Source organism: Mesorhizobium ventifaucium (genome assembly GCF_935822925.1).
In the GTDB taxonomy this organism is placed as follows: domain Bacteria; phylum Pseudomonadota; class Alphaproteobacteria; order Rhizobiales; family Rhizobiaceae; genus Mesorhizobium; species Mesorhizobium ventifaucium.
The window spans coordinates 148,935-169,651 of the sequence record NZ_CAKXZS010000016.1; the positions used below are offsets into that span (position 1 = coordinate 148,935).

General features: G+C 63.0%; 17 protein-coding genes. 6 read left to right on the forward strand and 11 right to left on the reverse strand.

Annotated elements, in window-relative coordinates; translation table 11 throughout:
* Positions 1 to 131 precede the first annotated feature (131 nt).
* Entirely contained in the window at positions 132 to 842 is a 711-nt protein-coding gene (locus NMG70_RS15430; protein ID WP_254025331.1) for a transcriptional regulator NanR, read from the forward strand.
* Positions 843 to 874: 32 nt separating this feature from the next.
* On the opposite strand, the gene NMG70_RS15435 is transcribed toward NMG70_RS15430, so the two are convergent.
* The 6 genes from NMG70_RS15435 to NMG70_RS15460 form a co-directional block, all read right to left on the reverse strand.
* Positions 875 to 1,054 carry a hypothetical protein gene (locus NMG70_RS15435; protein ID WP_254025426.1) on the reverse strand — a complete coding sequence of 60 codons (180 nt, stop codon included), beginning with the start codon at positions 1,052 to 1,054 and terminating at the stop codon, positions 875 to 877.
* Positions 1,051 to 2,085 carry a Gfo/Idh/MocA family protein gene (locus tag NMG70_RS15440; RefSeq protein WP_254025420.1) on the reverse strand — a complete coding sequence of 345 codons (1,035 nt, stop codon included), beginning with the start codon at positions 2,083 to 2,085 and terminating at the stop codon, positions 1,051 to 1,053. Before NMG70_RS15440 ends, NMG70_RS15435 begins: the two co-directional genes overlap by 4 nt.
* Before the next feature lie 2 nt (positions 2,086 to 2,087).
* Complete coding sequence (locus NMG70_RS15445; protein WP_254025332.1) at positions 2,088 to 3,152, reverse strand: ABC transporter permease; 1,065 nt, start codon at positions 3,150 to 3,152, stop codon at positions 2,088 to 2,090.
* Positions 3,145 to 4,701: a sugar ABC transporter ATP-binding protein gene (locus tag NMG70_RS15450; protein WP_254025333.1), complete on the reverse strand. Its 1,557-nt coding sequence runs from the start codon at positions 4,699 to 4,701 to the stop codon at positions 3,145 to 3,147. The genes NMG70_RS15445 and NMG70_RS15450 overlap by 8 nt, the downstream gene beginning before the upstream one ends.
* Positions 4,698 to 5,342, reverse strand: coding sequence for a DUF2291 family protein (locus NMG70_RS15455; RefSeq protein WP_254025334.1), 645 nt, complete (start codon positions 5,340 to 5,342; stop codon positions 4,698 to 4,700). Before NMG70_RS15455 ends, NMG70_RS15450 begins: the two co-directional genes overlap by 4 nt.
* A 93-nt stretch (positions 5,343 to 5,435) precedes the next feature.
* Complete coding sequence (locus NMG70_RS15460; RefSeq protein ID WP_254025335.1) at positions 5,436 to 6,377, reverse strand: D-ribose ABC transporter substrate-binding protein; 942 nt, start codon at positions 6,375 to 6,377, stop codon at positions 5,436 to 5,438.
* A gap of 574 nt (positions 6,378 to 6,951) precedes the next feature.
* Here NMG70_RS15460 and NMG70_RS15465 point away from each other — a divergent pair.
* Together NMG70_RS15465 and NMG70_RS15470 are read left to right on the forward strand one after the other, a co-directional pair.
* Positions 6,952 to 8,730 carry a polysaccharide biosynthesis/export family protein gene (locus NMG70_RS15465; RefSeq protein ID WP_254025336.1) on the forward strand — a complete coding sequence of 593 codons (1,779 nt, stop codon included), beginning with the start codon at positions 6,952 to 6,954 and terminating at the stop codon, positions 8,728 to 8,730.
* Positions 8,731 to 8,790: 60 nt separating this feature from the next.
* Positions 8,791 to 9,552 carry a hypothetical protein gene (locus NMG70_RS15470; RefSeq protein WP_367185536.1) on the forward strand — a complete coding sequence of 254 codons (762 nt, stop codon included), beginning with the start codon at positions 8,791 to 8,793 and terminating at the stop codon, positions 9,550 to 9,552.
* 72 nt (positions 9,553 to 9,624) lie between these two features.
* On the opposite strand, the gene NMG70_RS15475 is transcribed toward NMG70_RS15470, so the two are convergent.
* From NMG70_RS15475 to mtnK, 3 genes are all read right to left on the reverse strand, one after another.
* Positions 9,625 to 10,452, reverse strand: a complete 828-nt coding sequence (locus NMG70_RS15475; RefSeq protein ID WP_254025337.1) for a phosphogluconate dehydrogenase C-terminal domain-containing protein — start codon at positions 10,450 to 10,452, stop codon at positions 9,625 to 9,627.
* Between the two features lie 294 nt (positions 10,453 to 10,746).
* Positions 10,747 to 11,841 (reverse strand): S-methyl-5-thioribose-1-phosphate isomerase, encoded by a 1,095-nt coding sequence (mtnA, locus tag NMG70_RS15480; protein ID WP_254025338.1) that lies wholly within the window; start codon positions 11,839 to 11,841, stop codon positions 10,747 to 10,749.
* On the reverse strand, positions 11,838 to 13,109 hold the full coding sequence (gene mtnK, locus NMG70_RS15485) for an S-methyl-5-thioribose kinase (RefSeq protein WP_254025339.1): 1,272 nt from the start codon (positions 13,107 to 13,109) through the stop codon (positions 11,838 to 11,840). The genes mtnA and mtnK overlap by 4 nt, the downstream gene beginning before the upstream one ends.
* Before the next feature lie 136 nt (positions 13,110 to 13,245).
* On the opposite strand from mtnK, the gene NMG70_RS15490 reads away from it, so the two are divergent.
* The 3 genes from NMG70_RS15490 to NMG70_RS15500 all read left to right on the forward strand — a co-directional run bounded on the left by NMG70_RS15490 (position 13,246) and on the right by NMG70_RS15500 (position 16,930).
* Positions 13,246 to 14,757 carry a sugar ABC transporter ATP-binding protein gene (locus NMG70_RS15490; protein WP_254025340.1) on the forward strand — a complete coding sequence of 504 codons (1,512 nt, stop codon included), beginning with the start codon at positions 13,246 to 13,248 and terminating at the stop codon, positions 14,755 to 14,757.
* 35 nt (positions 14,758 to 14,792) lie between these two features.
* Positions 14,793 to 15,812, forward strand: a complete 1,020-nt coding sequence (locus NMG70_RS15495; RefSeq protein WP_254025341.1) for an ABC transporter permease — start codon at positions 14,793 to 14,795, stop codon at positions 15,810 to 15,812.
* Between the two features lie 62 nt (positions 15,813 to 15,874).
* Entirely contained in the window at positions 15,875 to 16,930 is a 1,056-nt protein-coding gene (locus NMG70_RS15500; RefSeq protein ID WP_254025342.1) for a substrate-binding domain-containing protein, read from the forward strand.
* A gap of 535 nt (positions 16,931 to 17,465) precedes the next feature.
* Here the strand turns inward: NMG70_RS15500 and NMG70_RS15505 are convergent.
* Positions 17,466 to 19,520 carry a bifunctional aldolase/short-chain dehydrogenase gene (locus NMG70_RS15505; RefSeq protein WP_254025343.1) on the reverse strand — a complete coding sequence of 685 codons (2,055 nt, stop codon included), beginning with the start codon at positions 19,518 to 19,520 and terminating at the stop codon, positions 17,466 to 17,468.
* Positions 19,521 to 19,605: 85 nt separating this feature from the next.
* Positions 19,606 to 20,571, reverse strand: a complete 966-nt coding sequence (locus tag NMG70_RS15510) for a sugar-binding transcriptional regulator (protein WP_254025344.1) — start codon at positions 20,569 to 20,571, stop codon at positions 19,606 to 19,608.
* Positions 20,572 to 20,717 lie beyond the last annotated feature (146 nt).

Sequence of the window (20,717 nt, forward strand, 5' to 3'; positions counted from 1 at the left end):
AATTCCCTGATCTTCGAAATCTGGTATAATGAGTACATAAGTATTGCAAGCGATATCCTGCTCGGGCAGGCATTCTGGGAATCCTCGTGGCAATGCTAAATAGAGACCGGTCAAAGGAGTGATTCGCGACGATGAACCGTTCGGAGCCGATCGTCCGGCGCAAACTTTCCGACGAAGTATTTTTGAGGCTGAAGCGCCTGATCACCAGCGGGGAATTGCAGCCGGGCGACGACATGCCGTCGGAGCGCGAGTTGATGGAGCGCTTCGAGGTCGGCAGGCCGGCGATCCGCGAGGCGATGCAGGCGTTGAGCAATATGGGCCTCGTCGCGATCTCGCATGGCGAGCGGGCGAAAGTGCTGCAGCTGACCGCCAAGTCGATCATCAGACAAGTCGACGGCGCGGCCAAGATCATCCTGTCGTCGTCGAAGGACACGCTGGAGCACCTCAAGAACGCGCGCATCTTCTTTGAGCGCGGCATGGTCAGGGAAGCCGCCGAAAAGGCAACCGCCGAGGACGTGCAGCGATTGTGGGCGACCGTTGCCGAACAGCGCAGCTTTCGCGGCGATTCCGAAGCCTTCATAGCCGCCGATATGAAGTTTCATACCCAGATCGCGGCGATATCTGGCAACCCGATCTATGTCGCGGTCAGCGAAGCGATGCTTGGCTGGCTGAAGGAATATCACACCGAGATGCTGATCTGGACCGGCAAGGAAAATTTTACGCTGACCGAGCATGAAGAGATCATCGGCCGCATCGAGCAGAAGGACGCGGATCGCGCCGAGAAGGCGATGATCAAGCACCTCGAGCGCTCACGCGCGCTCTACGTGATGAACTCCGGGTGATGAACTCCGGGTGATGAATTCCGACAGCTGATTCACCCGATCTGGGTGATCGCGGAAGGCGTCATCACAAGGCGGCGTCGTTCGATGCCGACATGGCGGATCGTGCGCAGATTGCCGTTGACGAAGTCGGCGCTGAGCGCGCCGGCGCGCAACCTGACCGGCTCGGCCTCGACCGCGTGCGCGCCATAGAGGAGGAAGGCGTCGGCGTTCATCTCAGCAAAGCGTCGAGCTGCACCGGCTCGCGGCTCGCCGCCCCCGCATAGGCGGCCTCGACCAGCGCCAAGGTCCTCAGATTGTCCGCACCCGAGGTTGCCGGCTCGGTCCCGTTGGCCAGGCAGTCGACCCAGTGCCTTTGAATGGCGACGACGCTTTCCTGGATGTTGTGCCATGGCCGCGATGCCCAGGGCAGCAGCGGCGGCGAGACGTCACTGACCGCCGTTCCGTTCCTGCCGGTGACGGTGAGCCGGTAATTGTGCTCGAGCCGGATCGTGCCGTCGCTGCCGTCGATCTCGACCAGTGTCTGTGGAAACGGCTCGATGGCGAGCTTGGTCGCATAGCTGCAGTCGACCACAGACGTTGCGCCGCTCTTGTGGTCCATCAGCATGGTTGCGACATCCTCGCCGGCAATTTGGGGATTAATGCGAGCGGTTCGGGTCGTGATCGTCGAAACGTCGCCCAGCAGGAAGCGGGCTATGTCGAGACTGTGGATGCCGAGGTCTTCGATGATGAAGCGCTTTCCTCTCGCCAGATAGGGCTGGCCTGAAAACACGTCATAGGCCGAGCGGAACGAGATCCGTCCGAAGAAGGGTGTGCCGATGTCGCCGCTGTCGAGCACGGCGCGCACCGCCTGGATCGGCGACTGCCAGCGAAAATTTTCATGCACCATCAACGCCACGCCGGCATCGGTGCATGCCTTCACCATAGCCTTGGCATCGGCAAGCGACGGCGCAAACGGTTTTTGGCAGATCGCCGGGACGCGGTTTTGTGCCGCCATCTCGACAAGCGGGCGGTGGCTCGGCGCGGTGGTGGCGATATCGACGAAATCCATCTTTTCGCTGGCAAAAAGTGCCGCCGCGTCTGTGTAGCGTCGCTCAATGCCGAACTGGTCGCCGACCACCGTGAGCCGTTCCGGGTCGCGGTCGCAGATGGCGACGATCGAGGCGCCTTCGATGTCGCGCCAGGCATGCATCTGGTTGACGGCAAAGAAGCCGCAGCCAATCAGCGCTCCACGCAGTTCCGCCACCATCAGCCTGCCTTTGCCATCTGCATCAGCGTCACCCGGCTCTGCAGCCGGCGCTGCGCCTGGTCGACGACGACGGCGACGATGATCACGAGGCCCTTGATCACCATCTGCCAGAATGAGCTCACCCCCATCATCACCAGCCCGTCGGAAAGGATACCGATGACGAAGGCGCCGACGATGGTGCCGCCGATCGTGCCGCGGCCACCCGACATCGAGGTGCCGCCGAGCACCGCCGCGGCGATGGCGTTGAGCTCGAAGCTTTCGCCGGTCGCCGGATGCGAGGCCATCAGTTCGGACGAGATGATCAGCCCGACGACCGCCGCGCAGAAGCCGGAGAACATGTAGACGAACATCTTCACCATGTTGACCCTGACGCCCGAAATCCGCGCCGCCCGTTCGTTGCCGCCGACGGCGAAGATGTGGCGGCCGAGCGGGGTGTATTTCGCCAGATAGGCCGCCCCAACTGCTACGACGACAAGAATCCATATCGAGACCGGCAGGCCGAGCAGCCGGCCGGCGCCGAGGAAGCTGAACCCGGTCGTGCCCAGATCGGGCTTGCCGACGAGGTTCGGAAAGGTGCGGCCATCCGACGACAGCAGCGCCAGGCCGCGTGCGACATAGAGCACGCCGAGCGTGGCGATGAACGGCGCGACATTCAGCCTGGTGATCAGCAATCCGTTGACGGCGCCGATCAATATGCCGACCGCCAGCGTGATCAGTGCGATCTCGAAGACGTTGAAATAGATCGTATAGCCGACCTGCAGGTCGATGCCGTTGAGTACGAGATAGCCGGCGACCATGCCGCACAGGCCGACGATCGAGCCGACCGAGAGGTCGATGCCTCCGGTGATGATGACGAAGGTCATGCCCATGGCCAGGAAGGCGTTCAGCGCCACGTGCTTCGACATCAGGATCAGGTTGGCGGCCGACAGGAAATTCGGCGCCGCGATCGAGAAGAAGATCAGAACGGCGATCAACGCGATGAACGTCCTCGCCTTCATCAGCGTCAGCAGGACGGAGCCGTTCGAGGCTGAGGCAACCGAAGCCTTGGCCGGGATGTCAGTCATGGGCGTGGCTCTCCGTGTGCGGGACCGGCCCGTGGCCAAGCGCCGATGCGGCGACAAGTGCCGCCTCCGTCGCCTCGGCGCGATCGAACAAGCCGGTCAGTTTTCCATTGCTCATCACCGCGATCCGGTCGGACAGCGCCATCACCTCGTCGAGATCGGAGGTGGCGAACAGAATGCCCAGTCCGTCGCGGGACAGTTTGCGCATGGTGCGGAAGACGTCGGCCTTGGCGCCGACATCGATGCCGCGGCTCGGCTCGTCCATCAGCAGCACCTTTGGTCCGGTGAGCAGCGCCTTGCCGATCACCACCTTCTGCTGGTTGCCGCCCGACAGCGACGAGACCTCCTGTGCCGGGTCGGCGACCTTGATCGCCAGCTCCCGCACCATCTGCGTCACCGCCTGGTTCTCCTTGGCGCTGCTGATATGGAACAGGCGCACAAACCGCGACAGGCTGGCCAGCGTCAGATTGCTGGCGACCGAGAGGATCGACACCAGCCCTTCGCGCTGGCGGTCCTCGGGGATCAGCGCCAGCCCGCGCCGGATGCGCCTCGTGGTGTCGCGTTCTCTGACCTTCTTGCCGGCAATGAAGATCGCCCCGGTGGCATGGCCGTGGCGCCCCATGATGCAGTCGAACAGCTCGCTGCGCCCGGCGCCCATCAGGCCGTATATGCCGAGGATCTCGCCGGCACGCAGCGACAGCGAGACGTGATCGACCGCAAGCCCGCCGGTCACGCGCGGCAGGCAGATGTCCTCGGCGCGGAAGATCTCTTCGCCCGGAACATGGCCGTCGGCCTTGGCGAAGTCCTTGGCGTCGGAGCCGATCATCTGCCGCACGATCCATTGCGTGTCGACGTTTTTCATCTTCTCCTGGCCGGTGATGCGGCCGTCGCGCAGCACGGTGATGGTGTCGCCGATGCGGATCAGCTCCTCGAGCCGGTGCGAGATGTAGACGATCGCCACGCCGCGCGCCTTGAGGTCGGCGATCACCTTGAACAGGATCTCGACTTCCGCCGCACTCAGCGCCGAGGTCGGTTCGTCCATGATCAGGATGCGCGCATCGAGCGAAACCGCCTTGGCAATCTCGACCAGCTGCTGCTGGCCGATGCGCAAATCCTCGACCAGCATATCCGGCCGGATGCCGGCTTGCAGGCGCTCGAGAAATTCGGCCGCACGTCGCTCCTGTTCCCGGCTGTCAATCTTGCGAAACCGGTTGGTGATCTCGCGGGTGGCGAAAATATTCTCGGCGACCGTCAGATTGCCGAACAGGTTCAGCTCCTGGAACACCATGCCGATGCCGCGGTTCACCGCGTCGCCGGATGAGGAGAAGGAAACCTCCTCGCCCTCCAGCAGGATGCGGCCGAGCGTCGGCTGTTCGACGCCGGCGATGATCTTCATCAGCGTCGATTTGCCGGCGCCGTTTTCGCCGACCAGCACGTTGACGGCGCCCTTGCGCACCTCGAAATTCGCGCGCTTGACCGCGACTGTGCCAGAATAGACCTTGGAGACGTCTTCCAGCTTCAGGATGACATCTTGATCGCCGGCGGCAGTCATGGCTTCGGCCCGATCTCTGCCTCCGCCGGGGTCACCAGCGGCAAGTCCTGGCCACTGCCCATGACATAAGCGCCGACGACCCTGACGCTGCGGCCCTCCAGCGCTTCGCGCGGCAGCTTGGAGAGCACCGTCTTGTCGGCATGGATGTTGAACGCCTTGCCGAACTGGGCGAAGTCGATCTGATTGGTGAAATCGTTGAACTGGATGAAGTCGAGGCTGTCGCGCAGCGCGGTGCCACGCATCGCGGGTCCGATCTGCACCCGCGCATCCGCCTTGCCGTCACCGTCGGCATCGACATCCATGGTTGCCGCGCGTGACTGTGTGTTCGCCGCAACAATCTTGCCTTCGAGGCGAACCGCGAAGGTCCACGGCGAATTCGCCTGCTTCCTGGGATTGCCATACTTGGCGCCGGCGGCGGCAGGATCGGCTTTCGCCAGGGCGTGAACCTCGGGAAACGATCCGGCCTTCTGTTTGACATAGGGCACCACCTTGGCAGCCCAGATATCGCCGACCATCTTGTCCGCATCGAAGGCCGGTGCATTGCCGCCATCTTCCGCGGACGGTGTCGGCAGGATCTTGCAGGCGGTCAGGCTGATGCCAAATATCACGGCAACGGTCGGCCAAGTCAGCTTGTTCAACATGTCGGCTTGTTCGGCATGGCGGTCAGGGCACCCACGAAATGAAAGCAAGGGACGAGCCGGGAGCTCGTCCCTTGCGATTGATGTCACACCGGCTCAGTTGGTCAGCGCGAAGGTTTCCAGCTTGGCGGCATTGTCGCCATTGATCAGGACGCAGTCCATCAGCTGCTTTTCCTCGGCCGGAGACTTCTTGTTCTTGATGAAGTCGTTGGCCTGCTCGACTGCCATCTGCGCCTGCGCATAGGCCGGCTGCAGGACTGTGGCCTTGATGCCGCCAGAGGCGATCGAGTCGCGCACGTCGTTCGATCCGTCGAAGCCGACGACGATAACGTCCTTGCGGCCGGCGGCGGCAAGTGCGGCATGGGCGCCCATCGCCATCGTATCGTTGCCGGAGATCACACCCTTGATGTCCGGGTTGGCCTGGAGGATCGATTCCATCTTGGCATAGGCCTCGGTCTGGCTCCAGTTGGCCGACTGCTGCGCCACCATCTTGAGGTCCGGATAGTCGTCGATGACGTCGTGATAACCCTTGGAGCGGATGCCGGCATTGGTGTCGGATTCCTTGCCGACCAGCTCGACGTAGTTGCCTTTCTCGCCCATCAGCTTGACGAACTCCTGCGCGCCGAGCTGGGCGCCCTGGTAGTTGTTGGAGACGATCTGCGCGACGGCGACGCCGGTGGCGTTGATCTCGCGATCGATCAGGAACGACGGAACGCCCGCGTCCTTGGCCTTCTGCACGGCGGCGACCGAGGCGTCGGCGCCGGCATTGTCGAGGATGATCGCCTTGGCGCCGCGGCCGATCGCCGTGTCGATCAGCTCGGACTGCTTGTTGGCGTCGTCGTCATGGACCAGCACCAGCGTTTCGTAGCCGAGTTCCTTGGCCTTGCCTTCCGCGCCGACGGCTTCGGCCTTGAAGAATGGGTTGTCGTGCGAGGGCGTGATGATGGCAATGAGATCCGCCGCATAGGCGGGTGCGGCGGCGCCAAGCGCCAGCATGCCGGCAAAAGCCGCAAATGTCATTCTGCGAGTGAGTTTCATGATTTCCTCCCATTGAAAAAGCCTGTGCTTCCGCGGCCCAGGCTGAAATGCATTCCAGTTTGTCAGGCGAATCGCGTCGGGTGTCGCGGATCGGGTCCTTTGCCGGCGGGCGGATCATCCGGGTCGGTCCGTCCTTAGGCTGCCCTCCACCTGCCACCTGCCCAATTTCAGCCCGGCCCCGGCTGGCCAAAGCCATTCCAACAGCTAAGACAACTGGTATAATGAGTCAACCACAAATTCAGATGATATGTATCTGATGAGAAGCAAGCGATTCCTGCATCAGCCACCGGCCACCGGAGAGTCATCCCACCAGAGCGATACTTCGTTCCCTACCATGCGCCTGCAGCTGGCCAAGCCGGAGAACCACCACCTTAAGGGGTATGATTCTCGGGTGAGGGCGCTATAAATAAGTAAGGAGGAGACACTCCTAAGCCTTATTCGGTGCTCAGCGATACGCGCAGGCTTTGCTAGTATCGCGTCGTGGTTGTGGAATTTCTCCGCGACCCCAGCCTGCGCGCGGTTTTCCTTATGAATCCGTTCGCGGCAAGGGTCGCGTTGCCGGTGAGGTGCAGCTATGACTTTCGTGCAGAGTTTCAGGCCGCCATCCTGCAGCCCCGCGCCAAGCTTTTCTGACCGACGACATTTGGCTTCATTGCGTGGCATGTGCGGCAGGAGCTGCAGCGCCATTCTGTGCCTCATTTCGTTGTGTATCATCCTGCTGCTGGGATCTGCAGCACACGGTCGGCCGAAGGCTGACGACAGACTTGCCCCGCGAGACACGATCGAACTGCACGTTTGGCAATGGACTGCCTTGCGCGATGGCGTTCTGGAAGCGTTGCAGCTCAACCATACTTTCACTATCGACTCGACTGGCACGCTTGACCTTCCATTGATCGGGAGCATTGCCGCCGCAGGTCTGCGTGAGGAAGAGCTGGCAAAGCTGATTTCCGATCGCTTGCAAGCCAGGAGCGGCCGTCAAGAACGGGCTGACATAACCGTCAAACTGATACAAAATTCGGCTTCTGATCTCACAGGTTCGGTGGAGGTCAAACAAGAAGCGCCCGAACCGCCGGCGGACGCAGCCAGCGACGGCTCTTCGGCCGTGGCTTCGCAACGCGCCAGTGTCGAGAACGGCCAGGCCGAGGCGCAACCGAGCGTGCGCGGTCCCCACACACCCTGGCAGCCTGCAGCGGAGCAACAGCAAGCTCTGCAAGGGGCATTGCTGAATGAGCTGTCCGCCGCTCGCATGGAAATTGCGGCAGCTCGTGAGGAAGCACTTGCGGCTCGCCAGACTGCTCGCAACGATGCCGTCCGACATAATCAGAACCTTGCGACGGCGCGTCAACGGGCTGACGCCTTGGTGCGGGAACTCGATGCGGTGCGGACTGACCGCGGCACACTGGAACAGCAGCTCTTTGCGGCGCTGAGGGAAGTCGACACGCTCAGGAAGAGCGTGCCGCCGGCTCGCGGTGACCATGACGGCCGCAAATTGGCGGCGGCGCGAGCGGAACTGGCCGTGATGCAGCGCGGCGCCCGCGACGCCAGCGCGCAGGCGCGTGCGGTAGCCGACATGATGGCTGAACAAGGACAGGCCCTAAAACAGCAGCGGCGAAGAGCCGAAGAGCTCGCGCTTGATCTGGAAGTGGCGCAACGCGAAGTCAAAGGCTTGAAGGCCAAAGCCATTCTCGCCGATCACGAGAAGGCCGCCATGCTTGAAGCGCGTCACTCTATGGAGGCCTCTGTGGCAGAGGCGCAGCGAGCGCTTGATGAAGAGCGGCACAAGGCTGAGCGCTTCCAACACGAACTCACCGCGGCGCGCCAGACTATCGACGCGCTTAAGGCAAGCGCGGATCTGGCTGTGGCCGCGCGCACCAGCGCCATCAGGGAACGACAGGTGGCAGAGGCGGCTTTAAAGCGAACTGGCGACGCACTCGAACTGGAGCGCGAACGGGCAGATTCAGCTGCGCGTGATCTCGACAGCGCCCGCCGGGAACGCGACGCGGCAAAGCAGGAAGCGAGCCGCGTCTCGATGGATCTGAGCGTGGCGTTGGAGCAAGAGCGCAACAAAGCCATCGGCCTGGCCCGCGAGCTCAGCGCTGCGCGTAAGGCGATTGACATTGAAAAGGCCCGGGATGAGCGTCGCACCGAGCGTATCAACCGCGATCCGAAAGCGCGTGCCGGCGCAACTTCGCGTGCAGATGTGTCCGTGCGCTCGCGACCAGCCCGTCAATCGGGGTTGCGGGAAAACCACAAAGTGAAGGCCAAAAGACCATCGCGACCAGTCCTGGTGGCGACCATCGCGCTTCCCGACGCGTTGCTCCCGACGCGGCCGCCGAAGCTCGGCGCTCACTAGCGAGGGCTGATCGTGAAGGGCATTTCCGTGGACCGAGATACATGCCGCAGGAGGAGTATAATGATGAACAAATACGTCGCAGCCGCATTGACAGTCGCGATCGCAATTGGCCCTGCCTCGGCTCTTGAGGCGGGGCTTGGTGGTAAACTTGGCGGTGTCGGGGTCGGTGCTGGCCTTAGCGCCGGCTCGAAAGGCGCCTCTGTGGCGGGCGGCTCGAGCGTCGACGGAGTAGGGGGAGCAAGCCTTGGCGGATCGCTCGGCGCGGGCAACGGATCGCTCGGTGCCGGACTTGGCGTCAGCGGCAACCTCGGCGGCGCAAGCGGGGGCCTATCCACAGGTGTCGGGGTGGGCGACCGTTCGTCCCCATCGGCCACCGCTCCAGGAGGTAAGCTAGGCAACCCGGCCCTGGGCGCCGGCCAAGCCGCGAGCAGCAATGCCGGCGTCACGCCAGCCACTACCAAGGCCATGGCCGCGAGACAATTCGCCATCCTGCCGCGCAAGCTCAGGCCTTCCGGAACTGGTCGCGACGCGTTGGCGCCGAACACCTATGGCTATCCGTTTATGGCGCCACTGAAAGCCAAACCCGGTATCCCACCAGCTGTGGTGCGCGCCTGCCGCACGGCGATCGCGTCGGCCGCGGCGCCGCTTGGCGCCGTGCGTGTTCAAGCGGTAAGCGCAGGTGCGTTGCAGCAATTTCGGGGCGCACTCACGGCGCGGATCGAGGTGCGCATACACTATGCAAGACAAGGCGGCGTCGAGGTTCGGCAGGCGCGAGTCGGCTGTCGCCTCGATGCGGCGGGCAGGGTCACCGCGGTGACATAGGACGCGCCTGGCGCAAATCAATCAATTATAAGCCGGCTCAATATTATTCCATGATTTTCGGCGGCTTCCGCCTCAGGTGATGCGCTGGATGCTCGCTGCAATCTCTTCCGGCTCGAAGACCCGCTTCCAGTCTTCGCGCATCAGCACCGGCTTTCCGAACTCGATGGCCTTGTTGCAGGCGTCGGAGAACACGCCCTTGGTCTCGCCGAAGATGACGGCGCCGAGCACATTCATATGGCCAAGCAGGAAGTCGAGCGCGGCCTGCTGGTCGACTCCGCGCGCGACGACCTCATCGACGGCTTCCTTCATGACGACCAGCAGCGAAGCGCAGACGGTCTCCGAAAGGCCCGGCTCGAGCAGCGCCATCTGGTCGACCGTGACGCGATGCGACCGCATCACCGGGGCCCAGATGATTTTGGCGATCGCTTCGCCCTTGGCGAAATCCTCCTCCGGTCCCTGCATCAGCGCGCTGACCATATGCTGCTTGGCCTTGACGCCGCCGAAATAGTCCTTCTTGGCCGCCATGTCGGTCTCGTCGTTGAAGATCGGCGGATGGCAGGGATGGGTGACGAAATAGGTCAGGTCCGGCCGCTTCGGCAAATGACCGGCGAAAGGCGCTGCGGCGTCGAGCACGACTACCATGGTGCCGGACGCAAGCTTGCCCTCGATGCTGGCCGCAACCTTGCCGATATGGGTGTCGGGAACCGCTAGGATCACCACCTCGGCACCGTTCAGCGCTTCATCGGCGCTGACCGCCTCGATGCCCAGCCCGGTCTTCAGCCGCTCGCGGCCGGCGTCGCTGACCTCGACATGGCGTATGATGTAGGGAGAGCCGCGAAAATTGGTCGACAGGCGGTAACCCATTTTGCCGCCGGCACCAAACAGCGCAATCGTTGTCATCTAGCCGTACTCCTGCTCTCCAACGATGGCCCTGCCGATCGTCACCTTAGTAACTGGTATAATCACACTACCAAGGATTGGCAATCCGATTTGGGACGAACGCGTTCACGAGAGCCAATTCCGCAGTTCCGTCGTTGGACCAGCAGGTGGCGGCCCTGTCGGATCATGCGGTGGAGCGACATCGCATTTGGCATTGCCCGCAAGGCCGGATCTTTGCAGGGGTCCGGCGAGCCGTCAGTCTTGATGTTTAAGGGCCCGCCGCCAACCGTTTCAGCAGTAACCCTGGGAGCAGGATCATCCCCGTCCGGGAAACATCGCCTTCAAGCCGTCGCGCGAAGCCTTGGCGACGCCGCGCTCGGTGATCAATCCGGTGACCAGCCGCGCCGGTGTCACGTCGAAGGCCGGGTTTGCCGCGGGCGTCGTCTCCGGCGAGATGCGGACCTGCGCAATCTCGCCATTCGCGCTCTTGCCCCAGACCAGCGAGACCTCGTCGCCGGAGCGCTGTTCGATCGGGATTTCGGCCAGCCCGTCACCAACCGTCCAGTCGATGGTCGGCGACGGGAGCGCGACGTAGAACGGCACGTCGTTGTCGGCAGCGGCCAGCGCCTTCAGATAGGTGCCGATCTTGTTGCAGACATCGCCGGCGGCGGTGGTGCGGTCGGTGCCGACGATGACCATGTCGATCTGGCCGCGCTGCATCAGATGGCCGCCGGCATTGTCGACGATCAGCGTATGGGGCACGCCGTGGCCGGCCATCTCCCACGCGGTCAACTGGGCGCCCTGGTTGCGCGGGCGGGTTTCGTCGACATAGACGTGAACGGGAATGCCGGCTTCCGTTGCAAGATAGATCGGCGCCGTGGCGGTGCCGTAGTCGACGGTGGCCAGCCAGCCGGCGTTGCAGTGGGTCAGGATGTTGACCGGCTCGCCCGGTTTTTTGCACGCCGCGATTTCCCTGATGATTTCGAGCCCGTTGACGCCGATGGCGCGGTTGAGGCCGACATCCTCGTCGGCGATTTCGCCGGCGCGCCGGTAAGCAGCCTCGGCGCGATGTCCAGATGGAAGCGGCCGCAGGAAATTGCGCATCTCATCAAGCGCCCAGCGCAGATTGATCGCCGTCGGGCGGGTTTCGTGCAAGACCTCCCAGACGCCGTCGAGTGCCGCATCGGAAGGGTCGTCGGCCATCTGCATGGCGACGCCATAGGCCGCGGTGACGCCGATCAGCGGCGCGCCGCGTACCCACATGTCGCGGATCGCCGTGGCGATGCCGGCAACGGTGTCGACTTTTTCGACGCGGAAATCATGCGGCAGCCAGCGCTGGTCGATGATCTCCACCGAACGCCCGTCGTCGCTCAGCCAGATGGTGCGGTAGTGGCGGTCGCCGACGTTCAAATTCTGTTCTCCCGTTCGATCAGCGCGGCCAATTTGCTGACCTCATCGATGCTGTGGATCTGGCGCCGGTTGACGGCGATATGACGGCCGAATTTCAGCGCCTTTGCCTCACATGTGGCGCGCAGATCGGCGTCGGCAATGGTCTCGAAATCGGCATTGTGCGCGAGGCCAAGAATGCGCCGGTGCACCTCGACGCCGGCAAAACCCAGCATGTCGGTCCAGATCTGGTGCAGCATGTGGTCGAGCGCCTGCTCGGCGCCGAGCCTGTCGCCCTGGTCCTCGAACAGGCTTTTCTGGTAGAGCATGCCGGTGCGCTCGGTTCGCCACAGATGCGAGAACTCGCTGCGGAATACCGACCATGTCTCGACCGTCACGTCGAGCAGATAGGCGCGCATGGCGTCGCGCTTGCCGTTCTGCTCGTGACCGCGCTGCGAGAAGAACGCCATCCAGAAATTGGCGAGCAGCATGCCGACGTCGAAGGCGATCGGGCCGTAGAAAGCGAATTCCGGATCGATCATCCGCGTTTCTGCCTCGGTGACCATGATCGAGCCGGAATGCAGGTCGCCATGCAGCAGCGTCTCCGCATTGGCCGCAAAGATATGCTTCAGCCGCTGCGCCTCGACCTTGAGGTCGCGGTCGGCGCGCAACTCTGCGACGATGCTGTCGAGCTGCGGGCTCGTATGCCGGTTCATCTTGGCGTCGAAATACGGGTCCGAGAACACCAGGTTCTCGGTGATGTCGCAGAGCTCGACATTGTCGGCGAACAGCGCCAGATCGGCCTTGCGATCCTTGGTCGCCATATGCAGGTCGGAGCCGCGAAACAGGGTGCGGGCCATGAACAGGCCGATGTCTCTCGCGATGTTCGGCAGTTGCCGGCCCTCGATCAGCGCCCGCCGCAGGATGATGTGCGGCGACAGATACTCCATGATGATCAGCGCCTGGCCTTCGTCGAAGTGATGGATATCAGGCACCGAGCCCGGCGCTCTCGCTTGTTGCCGCGTCAGGGCGTGATATTCGAAGAAGGAACGTTTCAGCGGCAGCGGCCAGCTGTCGCCGACCAGGCGGACATAGGGCAGGGCCTGCTTGACGACGGCCGCTCCCTGCGCACCCTCGACGATGAACACCAGGTTCAGATTGCCGTCGCCGACCTCGCGAACTTTCCAGCGGCTCGTGTCCTTGCCGATATGCGAGCACAGCGCCTGGTTGGCGCCGAGGCGTGCTGCCAGGGTGTCGACCGACAGTGCTTCGAACGGCAATTTCCCAGTCATCCTCACCCTCCCGCTGATGTGCTCCCATCATAGTGGGCCCAAGGCGGTTGGTCCAAGCTAGGAAGCTCTCTGGCAATTGTCAATCGTGTTGACAATTGCCGGAACAGCCCATAGCGTCGTCGCCAGGGAGGAACGAATGGGCAATGATGCCGTGTTCCGCGTTGACGGCCTGAGGAAATCCTTCGGCCCTATCGAGGTGCTTGGCGGCGTCTCGCTCGATTTGCATGCCGGTCAAGTGACCGTGCTGATGGGCGCCAACGGCGCCGGCAAATCCACCTTGGTCAAGATCATCAGTGGCGTTTACGAGCGCGGCGGCGGCACGATGAGCCTCGCCGGCCAAAACTTCGCGCCGAAAACGCCGGCGGAGGCAATCCGCGCCGGCGTCGTCACCGTTCATCAGAACATCAATGACGGTGTCGTTGCCGATCTCGACGTCGCTACCAATTTGACGCTCGACAGGCTGAGCGGCAGCGGCGCGCCGACCCTGTTCAATCCGGGCCGGGTGCGCCGCGAGGCAAAGGCGGTTGCCGACCGCATGGGGCTGATGATCGACCTCAAAGCCCGGATCAGCGATCTCTCGCTGGCCGATCGCCAGATGGTGGCGATTGCCCGCGCCATGGCGCATCGGCCGAAAGTGCTGATCCTTGATGAGCCGACCTCGTCTCTGTCCAGCGCCGAGGCCGACCGGCTTTTCGCGCTGCTCGACAGGCTGCGCGAGCAGGGCGTCGCCATCCTCTACATCTCGCACCGGATGTCGGACATCAGGCGGCTTGCCGACCGGATCGTCTCGATGCGCGACGGCGTCGTCTCAGGTGTCTTCGACAGCAAGCCGCTCGATTATGAAGGCGCGGTCAACGCCATGCTCGGCCGCAAGATCCACCTCGACCGGATCGTCGCCAGGAATTCGGCCAGACCTGTCCTGACGATTGACGGGTTGCGCATTGCCGAAGGTTCCGGGCCGATCTCTTTGACGCTCGGCGACGGCGAAGTCGTTGCCATCACCGGCCTCGTCGGCGTTGGCAAGACCGCGCTCGCCGAGACGCTGTTTGGCGTCCGCAAGCCGCTGTCCGGCACCATGGTGCTGAACGGCAAAGCCTATGCGCCGGGGTCGACAGGCGAAGCGATCGCCGCCGGCGTGTTTCTCGTCGCCAAGGACCGGAGCGAAAACGGGATCGTCGGCGACTTCAACATCCAGGAGAATATCAGCCTGCCGTTCCACAGGCGGATGTCGCGTCTGGGCGTCCTCAACCGCCGCGTCGAGCGCGCCATCGCTCGCCGGCAGATCGGCGAATTGGGCATCGTCTGCCGCTCGGAGAAGGACGAAATGTCCGCCCTTTCCGGCGGCAACCAGCAGAAGGTGATGGTCGCCCGCTGGACATCGCAGGCGGCAAGACTGTTCATCCTGGACGAGCCGTTTCAGGGCGTCGACATTTCAGCCAGGCGCGATATCGCGGCCAAGCTGCGGGCGAGCGCCAACGGCCGTGCGACGCTGCTGTTCGTCACCGAGCTCGATGAGGCGCTGGAGACCGCCGACCGCATCCTGGTGATGTCGGAGCAGACAATCGTCGGCGAGCATCGCAATGCCGACATCGACCTCGAGCGCCTGCTGGCCGAAGTGGCGGGCGGGCCGCTGCACAGCGCAGCGTGAGGCGGGCAGATAATGGGACGTGGAATGGAGAGGGCATGAGTTCGGGTTGGGTAAGGCTGGCAGCGGCGCGCGAGCATGCCATCCGCTATGGCTTCATCGTTCTGCTGTTCGGGTTGATCGCCTATTTCGCCATCGCCGCCGATGGCTTCGTCTCGCCGCAGAGCGCCGTCTTCATCTTCCAGTCCGTCGCCATCACCGGCGTGCTGGCGCTCGGCGTCACCGCCACCCTGGTCGTCGGCGGCTTCGACCTGTCGATCGGCTCCGTCGCCACCAGCGCCATGATGGCAGCCGCCTATGTCATGGTGGTGCTAGAGCAGAACGCCGTCGTCGCGGTCGTCGCCTGTCTCCTGATCGGCGCCATCGTCGGGCTCATCAATGGCTGGCTGATCGTCTGTATGCGCGTGCCGGATCTCCTGGCGACGCTCGGCATGATGTTCCTGCTCGTCGGCTTGCAGCGCATCCCGACCGAGGGCCGCTCGATCGCCACCGGGATGACGATGCCCGATGGCTCGGTCGCCAACGGCACATTCGGCGCCGCCTTCCTGGCGCTCGGCCGCCACCGCTTCGATTTCTTCATCCCCAACCTCATCCCGGTTTCGGTCGTCGTCCTGCTGGTGCTTGCGGTGCTGATCTGGTTCTTTCTCGAATACACCCGTTTCGGCCGCATGATGTATGCGGTCGGCAGCAACGAACGGGCTGCCGAGCTCGCCGGCGCGCCTGTCAAGGCATACAAAATCTGGGCCTACGTTATTTCAGGGGTTTTTGCCTCGATCGGTGGCATTTTGCTCGCTGCCCGGCTTGGACGCGGCGACATCGCCTCGGGTAATAATCTGCTGCTCGACGCTGTCGCGGCGGCGCTCATCGGCTATGCGGTCCTTGGCGCCGCCAAGCCGAACGCCTTCGGCACGGCTGTCGGCGCGGTGTTTGTCGGCGTGCTGCTGCAGGGCCTGACGATGATGAATGCGCCCTATTACACGCAGGATTTCATCAAGGGCGCGGTGCTCGTCGTTGCCCTGGTCTTCACCTTCGCCCTTTCCGGCAGGGGCAAGCGGTAGGATTTCGACGAATAGGATTTTCGGCCGGCTGAAATTTGACTTCAACAAGTGGAGGAAACACCATGAAGATCACAAGAAGACTTTTGGCGAAGGCAGCACTCGGGCCTGCCGGTGCCGCGCTGCTGATGCAGCTACCGGCAATGGCGCAAGACAGGCCGGCGCCGTTCGACAAGCCCGGCGCCGTCAAGATCGCGCTGGTCCGCTATCTCTCGACCGGTGACTTCTTCCAGGCCTATCTGTCCGGTGTCGAAGCGCAGGCCAAGGCGCTTGGCGTCGATCTGCGCGTCCTCGACAGCCGCCAGGATGCCGCCCTCCAGGCGGACATGGTCGACCAGGCCATTGCGCTCGGCGTCCAGGGCATCATCATCCAGCACGGCTTGACGGAATCGATGAAGGAAGCGGCCCAGCGCGCGGTCGACGCCGGCATCAAGGTCGTCGCCTTCGACGTCAATGTCGAAAACCCCAAGATACCGCAGATCGAACAGTCCGACCGCGACCTTGCACGCCTCGCGCTCGAGCAGGCGATCAAGGACAATGGCGAGAGCTGGAAGGCCGGCTACGTCTATGTCGCCGGCATCGCGCCGCTCGACCGCCGCAACGAGACCTGGGTCGAGTTCAAGAAGAAATATCCGGGCATCAAAGAGGCGGCGATGTTCGGCACGCTCGACAATCCGATCGCCAATTCCGTCGCCAACCAGGCCCGTTCGGTGTTGTCGGCCAACCCCGACATCAAGGTGATGTTCGCGCCCTATGATGAATTCGCCAAGGGGGTGAAGATCGCCGTCGACGAGGCCGGTCTGTCCCAGGACATCAAGATCTATTCGGCCGACATCTCGACATCCGACATCGCCGCGATGCGCGAGCCCGACAGCGCCTGGGCGGCGACGGCTGCCACCAACCCGGCCGTCGTCGGCCAGGTTTCGGTGCGCGCGCTGGCGCAGCTTTTGGCCGGCGAAGACCCCGGCCGCAACGTCATCGTGCCGCCGACGCTGATCACCCAGAAGGACCTGATCGACAAGGACATCAAGAACATGGAAGACCTCTCGGCCAAGCTGCCGCAGTTCGCCCATGCCGATGTCGCGATGCCGGCCTGGATGCCGAACCCGAACGCCAAGTAATTCGATAGAGCGGACAGCGCCCTCAACACCTGGATCTAGTTTCCTCTACACAGGGGATTTGGTTCTTTGACTGATGATGGCTGCCGGCCGGCCTGCAGCCATCATCTCTGACGCTGGTGATTAGCCAAGCCACCATGTCTTCGTCATCCCAGGGCGGAGCAAGGAGCGAAGCGACGCGGCGCAGACCCTGGGATGACGAAGGGATGGATATATCAGCCAATCCTAGCGTCAAAATCACTGTGTCGGGGATCTCTAGCCGCTTGCAACAAGTTTGTTGCAAGCGGCTCGGTTGTTTCACAGCCGACGTGCCGATAGCACTGCCTGTCTTGGTCGTTGAACAGATCGGGGCAGTTCACCCCCGGCGAGCAGTAGGCCTAACAACTCGCGCAGCTTGCCAAGATCTTTGCCACCTTTTTCCGCATGTTTCACGTCAGGGCGGAATTGCCCGGAGCGAACAGGCGCCAGCGCCAAATTCGCAAGCCGTTCGGTTCAATTCGTACCGCCCGAAAATGTGCGGCGTTTTGAGCGACATGCACTACCTCAACGCCGCCGCGATGTTGCCGCCATCCACTGTCGTCACATTCGCGGTGGTGCGCTCTGCCAGCGCCTGATGCAGGAAGGCCTGGGCCACGTCTTCGGCTGTAACTTCCTGGCCAAGCAGATTGCCCGCCATATATTCCTTTTCCGACACGCCGCGCGCGCTCGAACGGCTGGCGATCATGGCGTCGGTCAACAGCCCCGAACGGATGCGGTCGGCGTTGACGGCATTGGAGCGGATGCCATGGGCGCCGTAGTCGACAGCATATTGCCTGGACAGGAAAAGCGTCGCCGCCTTTGGCATGCCATAGGCGCCGAACTTCGGACCCGGATTGATTGCCTGCTTCGAGGTGTTGAACAGAAGCACGCCGCCGGTGCCCTGTTCGAGCATGATGCGCACCGCATTCTGCGCCGCCGACTGGTGGGCGAAGAAATTGAGTTCGAAGCTCTTGCGCAAAGTGGCGTCGTCGAGTTCGCCGATCCTGCCTTCCCAGGCCGCACCGGCATTCGACACGAGGATGTCGAGGCCACCGTAGACGGCGACGGCCTTGTCGAAGGCAGCGCGCATCTGCGCCGGATCGGTGATGTCGGCGCCGATTCCGATCGAACCGTTGCCGGCCTTTTTTGCCGCTTCCGCCGCCCTTGCCGCGTCGAGATCGACGACGACCGCATGAGCGCCGTTGTCGGCGAACAGTTTTGCCGTGGCGGCACCGATCGCACCAGCGCCGCCGGTGACCAGCACAACCTGGCCGGTCAGCGGCTTCGGCTTGTTGGAGGCGAGCTTGGCCTGTTCCAGCGACCAGTATTCAAGCGGGAACAGGTCGGCCTTGGACAGTGGATGGAAATCGCCGATTGCTTCGGCGCCGCGCACCGCTTCGATCCACATTTCACCGACGTCGGAGGCGATCTTCGCATCCTTCAGCGTGCGGCCATGACCGAACATGCCGAGCCCCGGCACCAGCGTCAGGCGCGGCATCTGGTCTAGCATCGTGCGCGTCACATCATCGAGCGCGTCGTTGGTTTCGAAGTAGGCGCGATAGTCCTTGGCGAATTTTTCGACATGCTGGCGAATGACGGATTTGTAGTCGCCGATCTTGTCCGCGTCGGGCGCCGGCAGCGCCATCGGCCCGGTCTTGATGCGGATCGACAGGTCGGGTGTCGACACGCCACGCCCGGCATAGTCGGCAATTTTTGCCGAATTGATGAAATCAACGATCGCGTCCGAGGTGCGGAAATCGCTGATCATGCGGTCGAAGCGGCCTTCGCCGCGCGCCACCGCCACTGCGCCGCGCAGCATCGGCGCAATCTCCGCAGGCTTCGCCAGCCTGGCCGGCAAGGCGGCTTTCTCGGTGCGTGGCTTGCCGTGGCTGGCGATGAAATCCTCGGCGACGTTCACATAATGGATCATCCGGTCGTAGGCCTGCTTGGCATCGTCGCCGAAGGTGAAAATGCCATGCTTGTCGAGGATCAGGCCTTCGACCGTCGGGTCGGCGTCGAAGACATCGGCAGCCGCCTTCGCCAGGTCGAAGCCCGGCATGATGTAGGGCACGAACCCCATCCTGTTGCCGAACACCTTCTTGCTCAGCGCCTCGCTGTCGTCCTGGTCGACGATGGCCAGGATGGCGGTCGAGTGCGTATGGTCGACGAATTTATGCGGCAGGAAGGCGTGCAGCAGCGTCTCGACCGAAGGGTTGGGCGAAGACGGATCGATCAGGTTCACCCGCTGCAGCGCCACCATGTCTTCGTCGGAAAGCTTTTTGAGCGACCGCGCCTTGAGCAGCGCGCCGAGCTTGACCGCCGGCAGGCCCTGCGGCTCGATGACGCCCATGTCCCAGCCGCTGCCCTTGACGCAGAGCACGTCCCATTCGTCGCCGACGAGGTCGGTGGCCTTTGTCTTGCACGATGTGTTGCCGCCACCATGCAGGACAAGCCGCGGTTCGCCGCCCAGAAGCCTGGTCGTGTAGACGCGCAGCGCCAGGTCGCGGGCAACACCCTTCATTGCATAGTCGGCAACCAGCTTTTCTGCGTCGCCGTCATTCCACAGGTTCTTCATGTTCGCTTCGTCCGATTTCTCTTCGTTTGTGAACAGGAATGCCGCGACGCCTTGATGACAATGCCTCCGCGGCGGCTTGTGTTCTCTAGGCGACCTTTTCTGCTGCCGGTCCGGCGTGATCGAGAAGCCGTCGCGCCATCCGGGCGCCGACCACCAGATGCGTGCATAGCCCACCCGCGATCGCCGCCACCAGCGGCCCGAACTTGCTGTCCTCCTGCACCACCACGAGACGCTTTTCAATCTTGCGCAGCGATGACAGCTCCGCGGAAATGATCCGCCTGTTGTAGCTGCAGTCGAGCGCCTTGCCTTGCGCGTCGATGATCTGACCGGCAATGACGCCGGCAGCCCCGGCACGACGCAGCGCCTCCATTTCGCTGGCAGTCAGCGCGCCGCACTTGACGACATGGCTGTCGGCGTCGACGGTGCCGACCGAGTAAAGCGCCAGATTGCATGCACTGATGCCCGACAACTGCTCGCGGATCACCGGCTCGGCGCGCAGGCCGCGCGCCAGTTCCTCTGTCGTCAGCACCAGCGGCGCATAGAAATTGAGTCCCTTAGCATTGAGCCGGCGGGCGATTTCCATGGTGCATTGGTCGGGTCGGTAGGAATAGGGGGCTCCGAGATTTCCGCAGAGCTGCACCACCGTGACATCCTGCAGATCGGCATAGGACATGATGTCGGCGATCGTATAGATGGTCCTTCCCCAGGCGACGCCGATGCGATCGCCCTTCTTGATCAGTTCGAGAAAGACGCTGGCCGCCAGCACCGCGATGTCGGTCGACGGATCGGCGACATGGCCGTTTTCCGGCACGATCCAGACGGCATCGAGCTTCAATGCGTCTTCGAGTTTGCGCGCCATGACGTCGTCGGTGAAAAGCTGAGTCGAGGTCGAGATGTTGACGATGCCGGTCTCGCGCGCCTTGCGCAGATACATGGCGACCGAGGCTCGGGAAATCTTGAGCTGGCGGGCTACCTGGTCCTGGCGCAGGCCATGGGCATAGTAGAGCCAGGCGGCCTTGTGGATAAGCTGTTCTGCCGGTCGGATCGCCATGCCATCTCCTCGCTGACATTATTCACGGCTGTCGACAAAAGTCAAACCGAGCGAGGGTAAACGATGCCCTTTCGCTTACTTTATCTAGATCATCATTGCGCCAAACGAGCCCTATCGTGGCATCGTTGGTGGTGACGGGCCGGAAG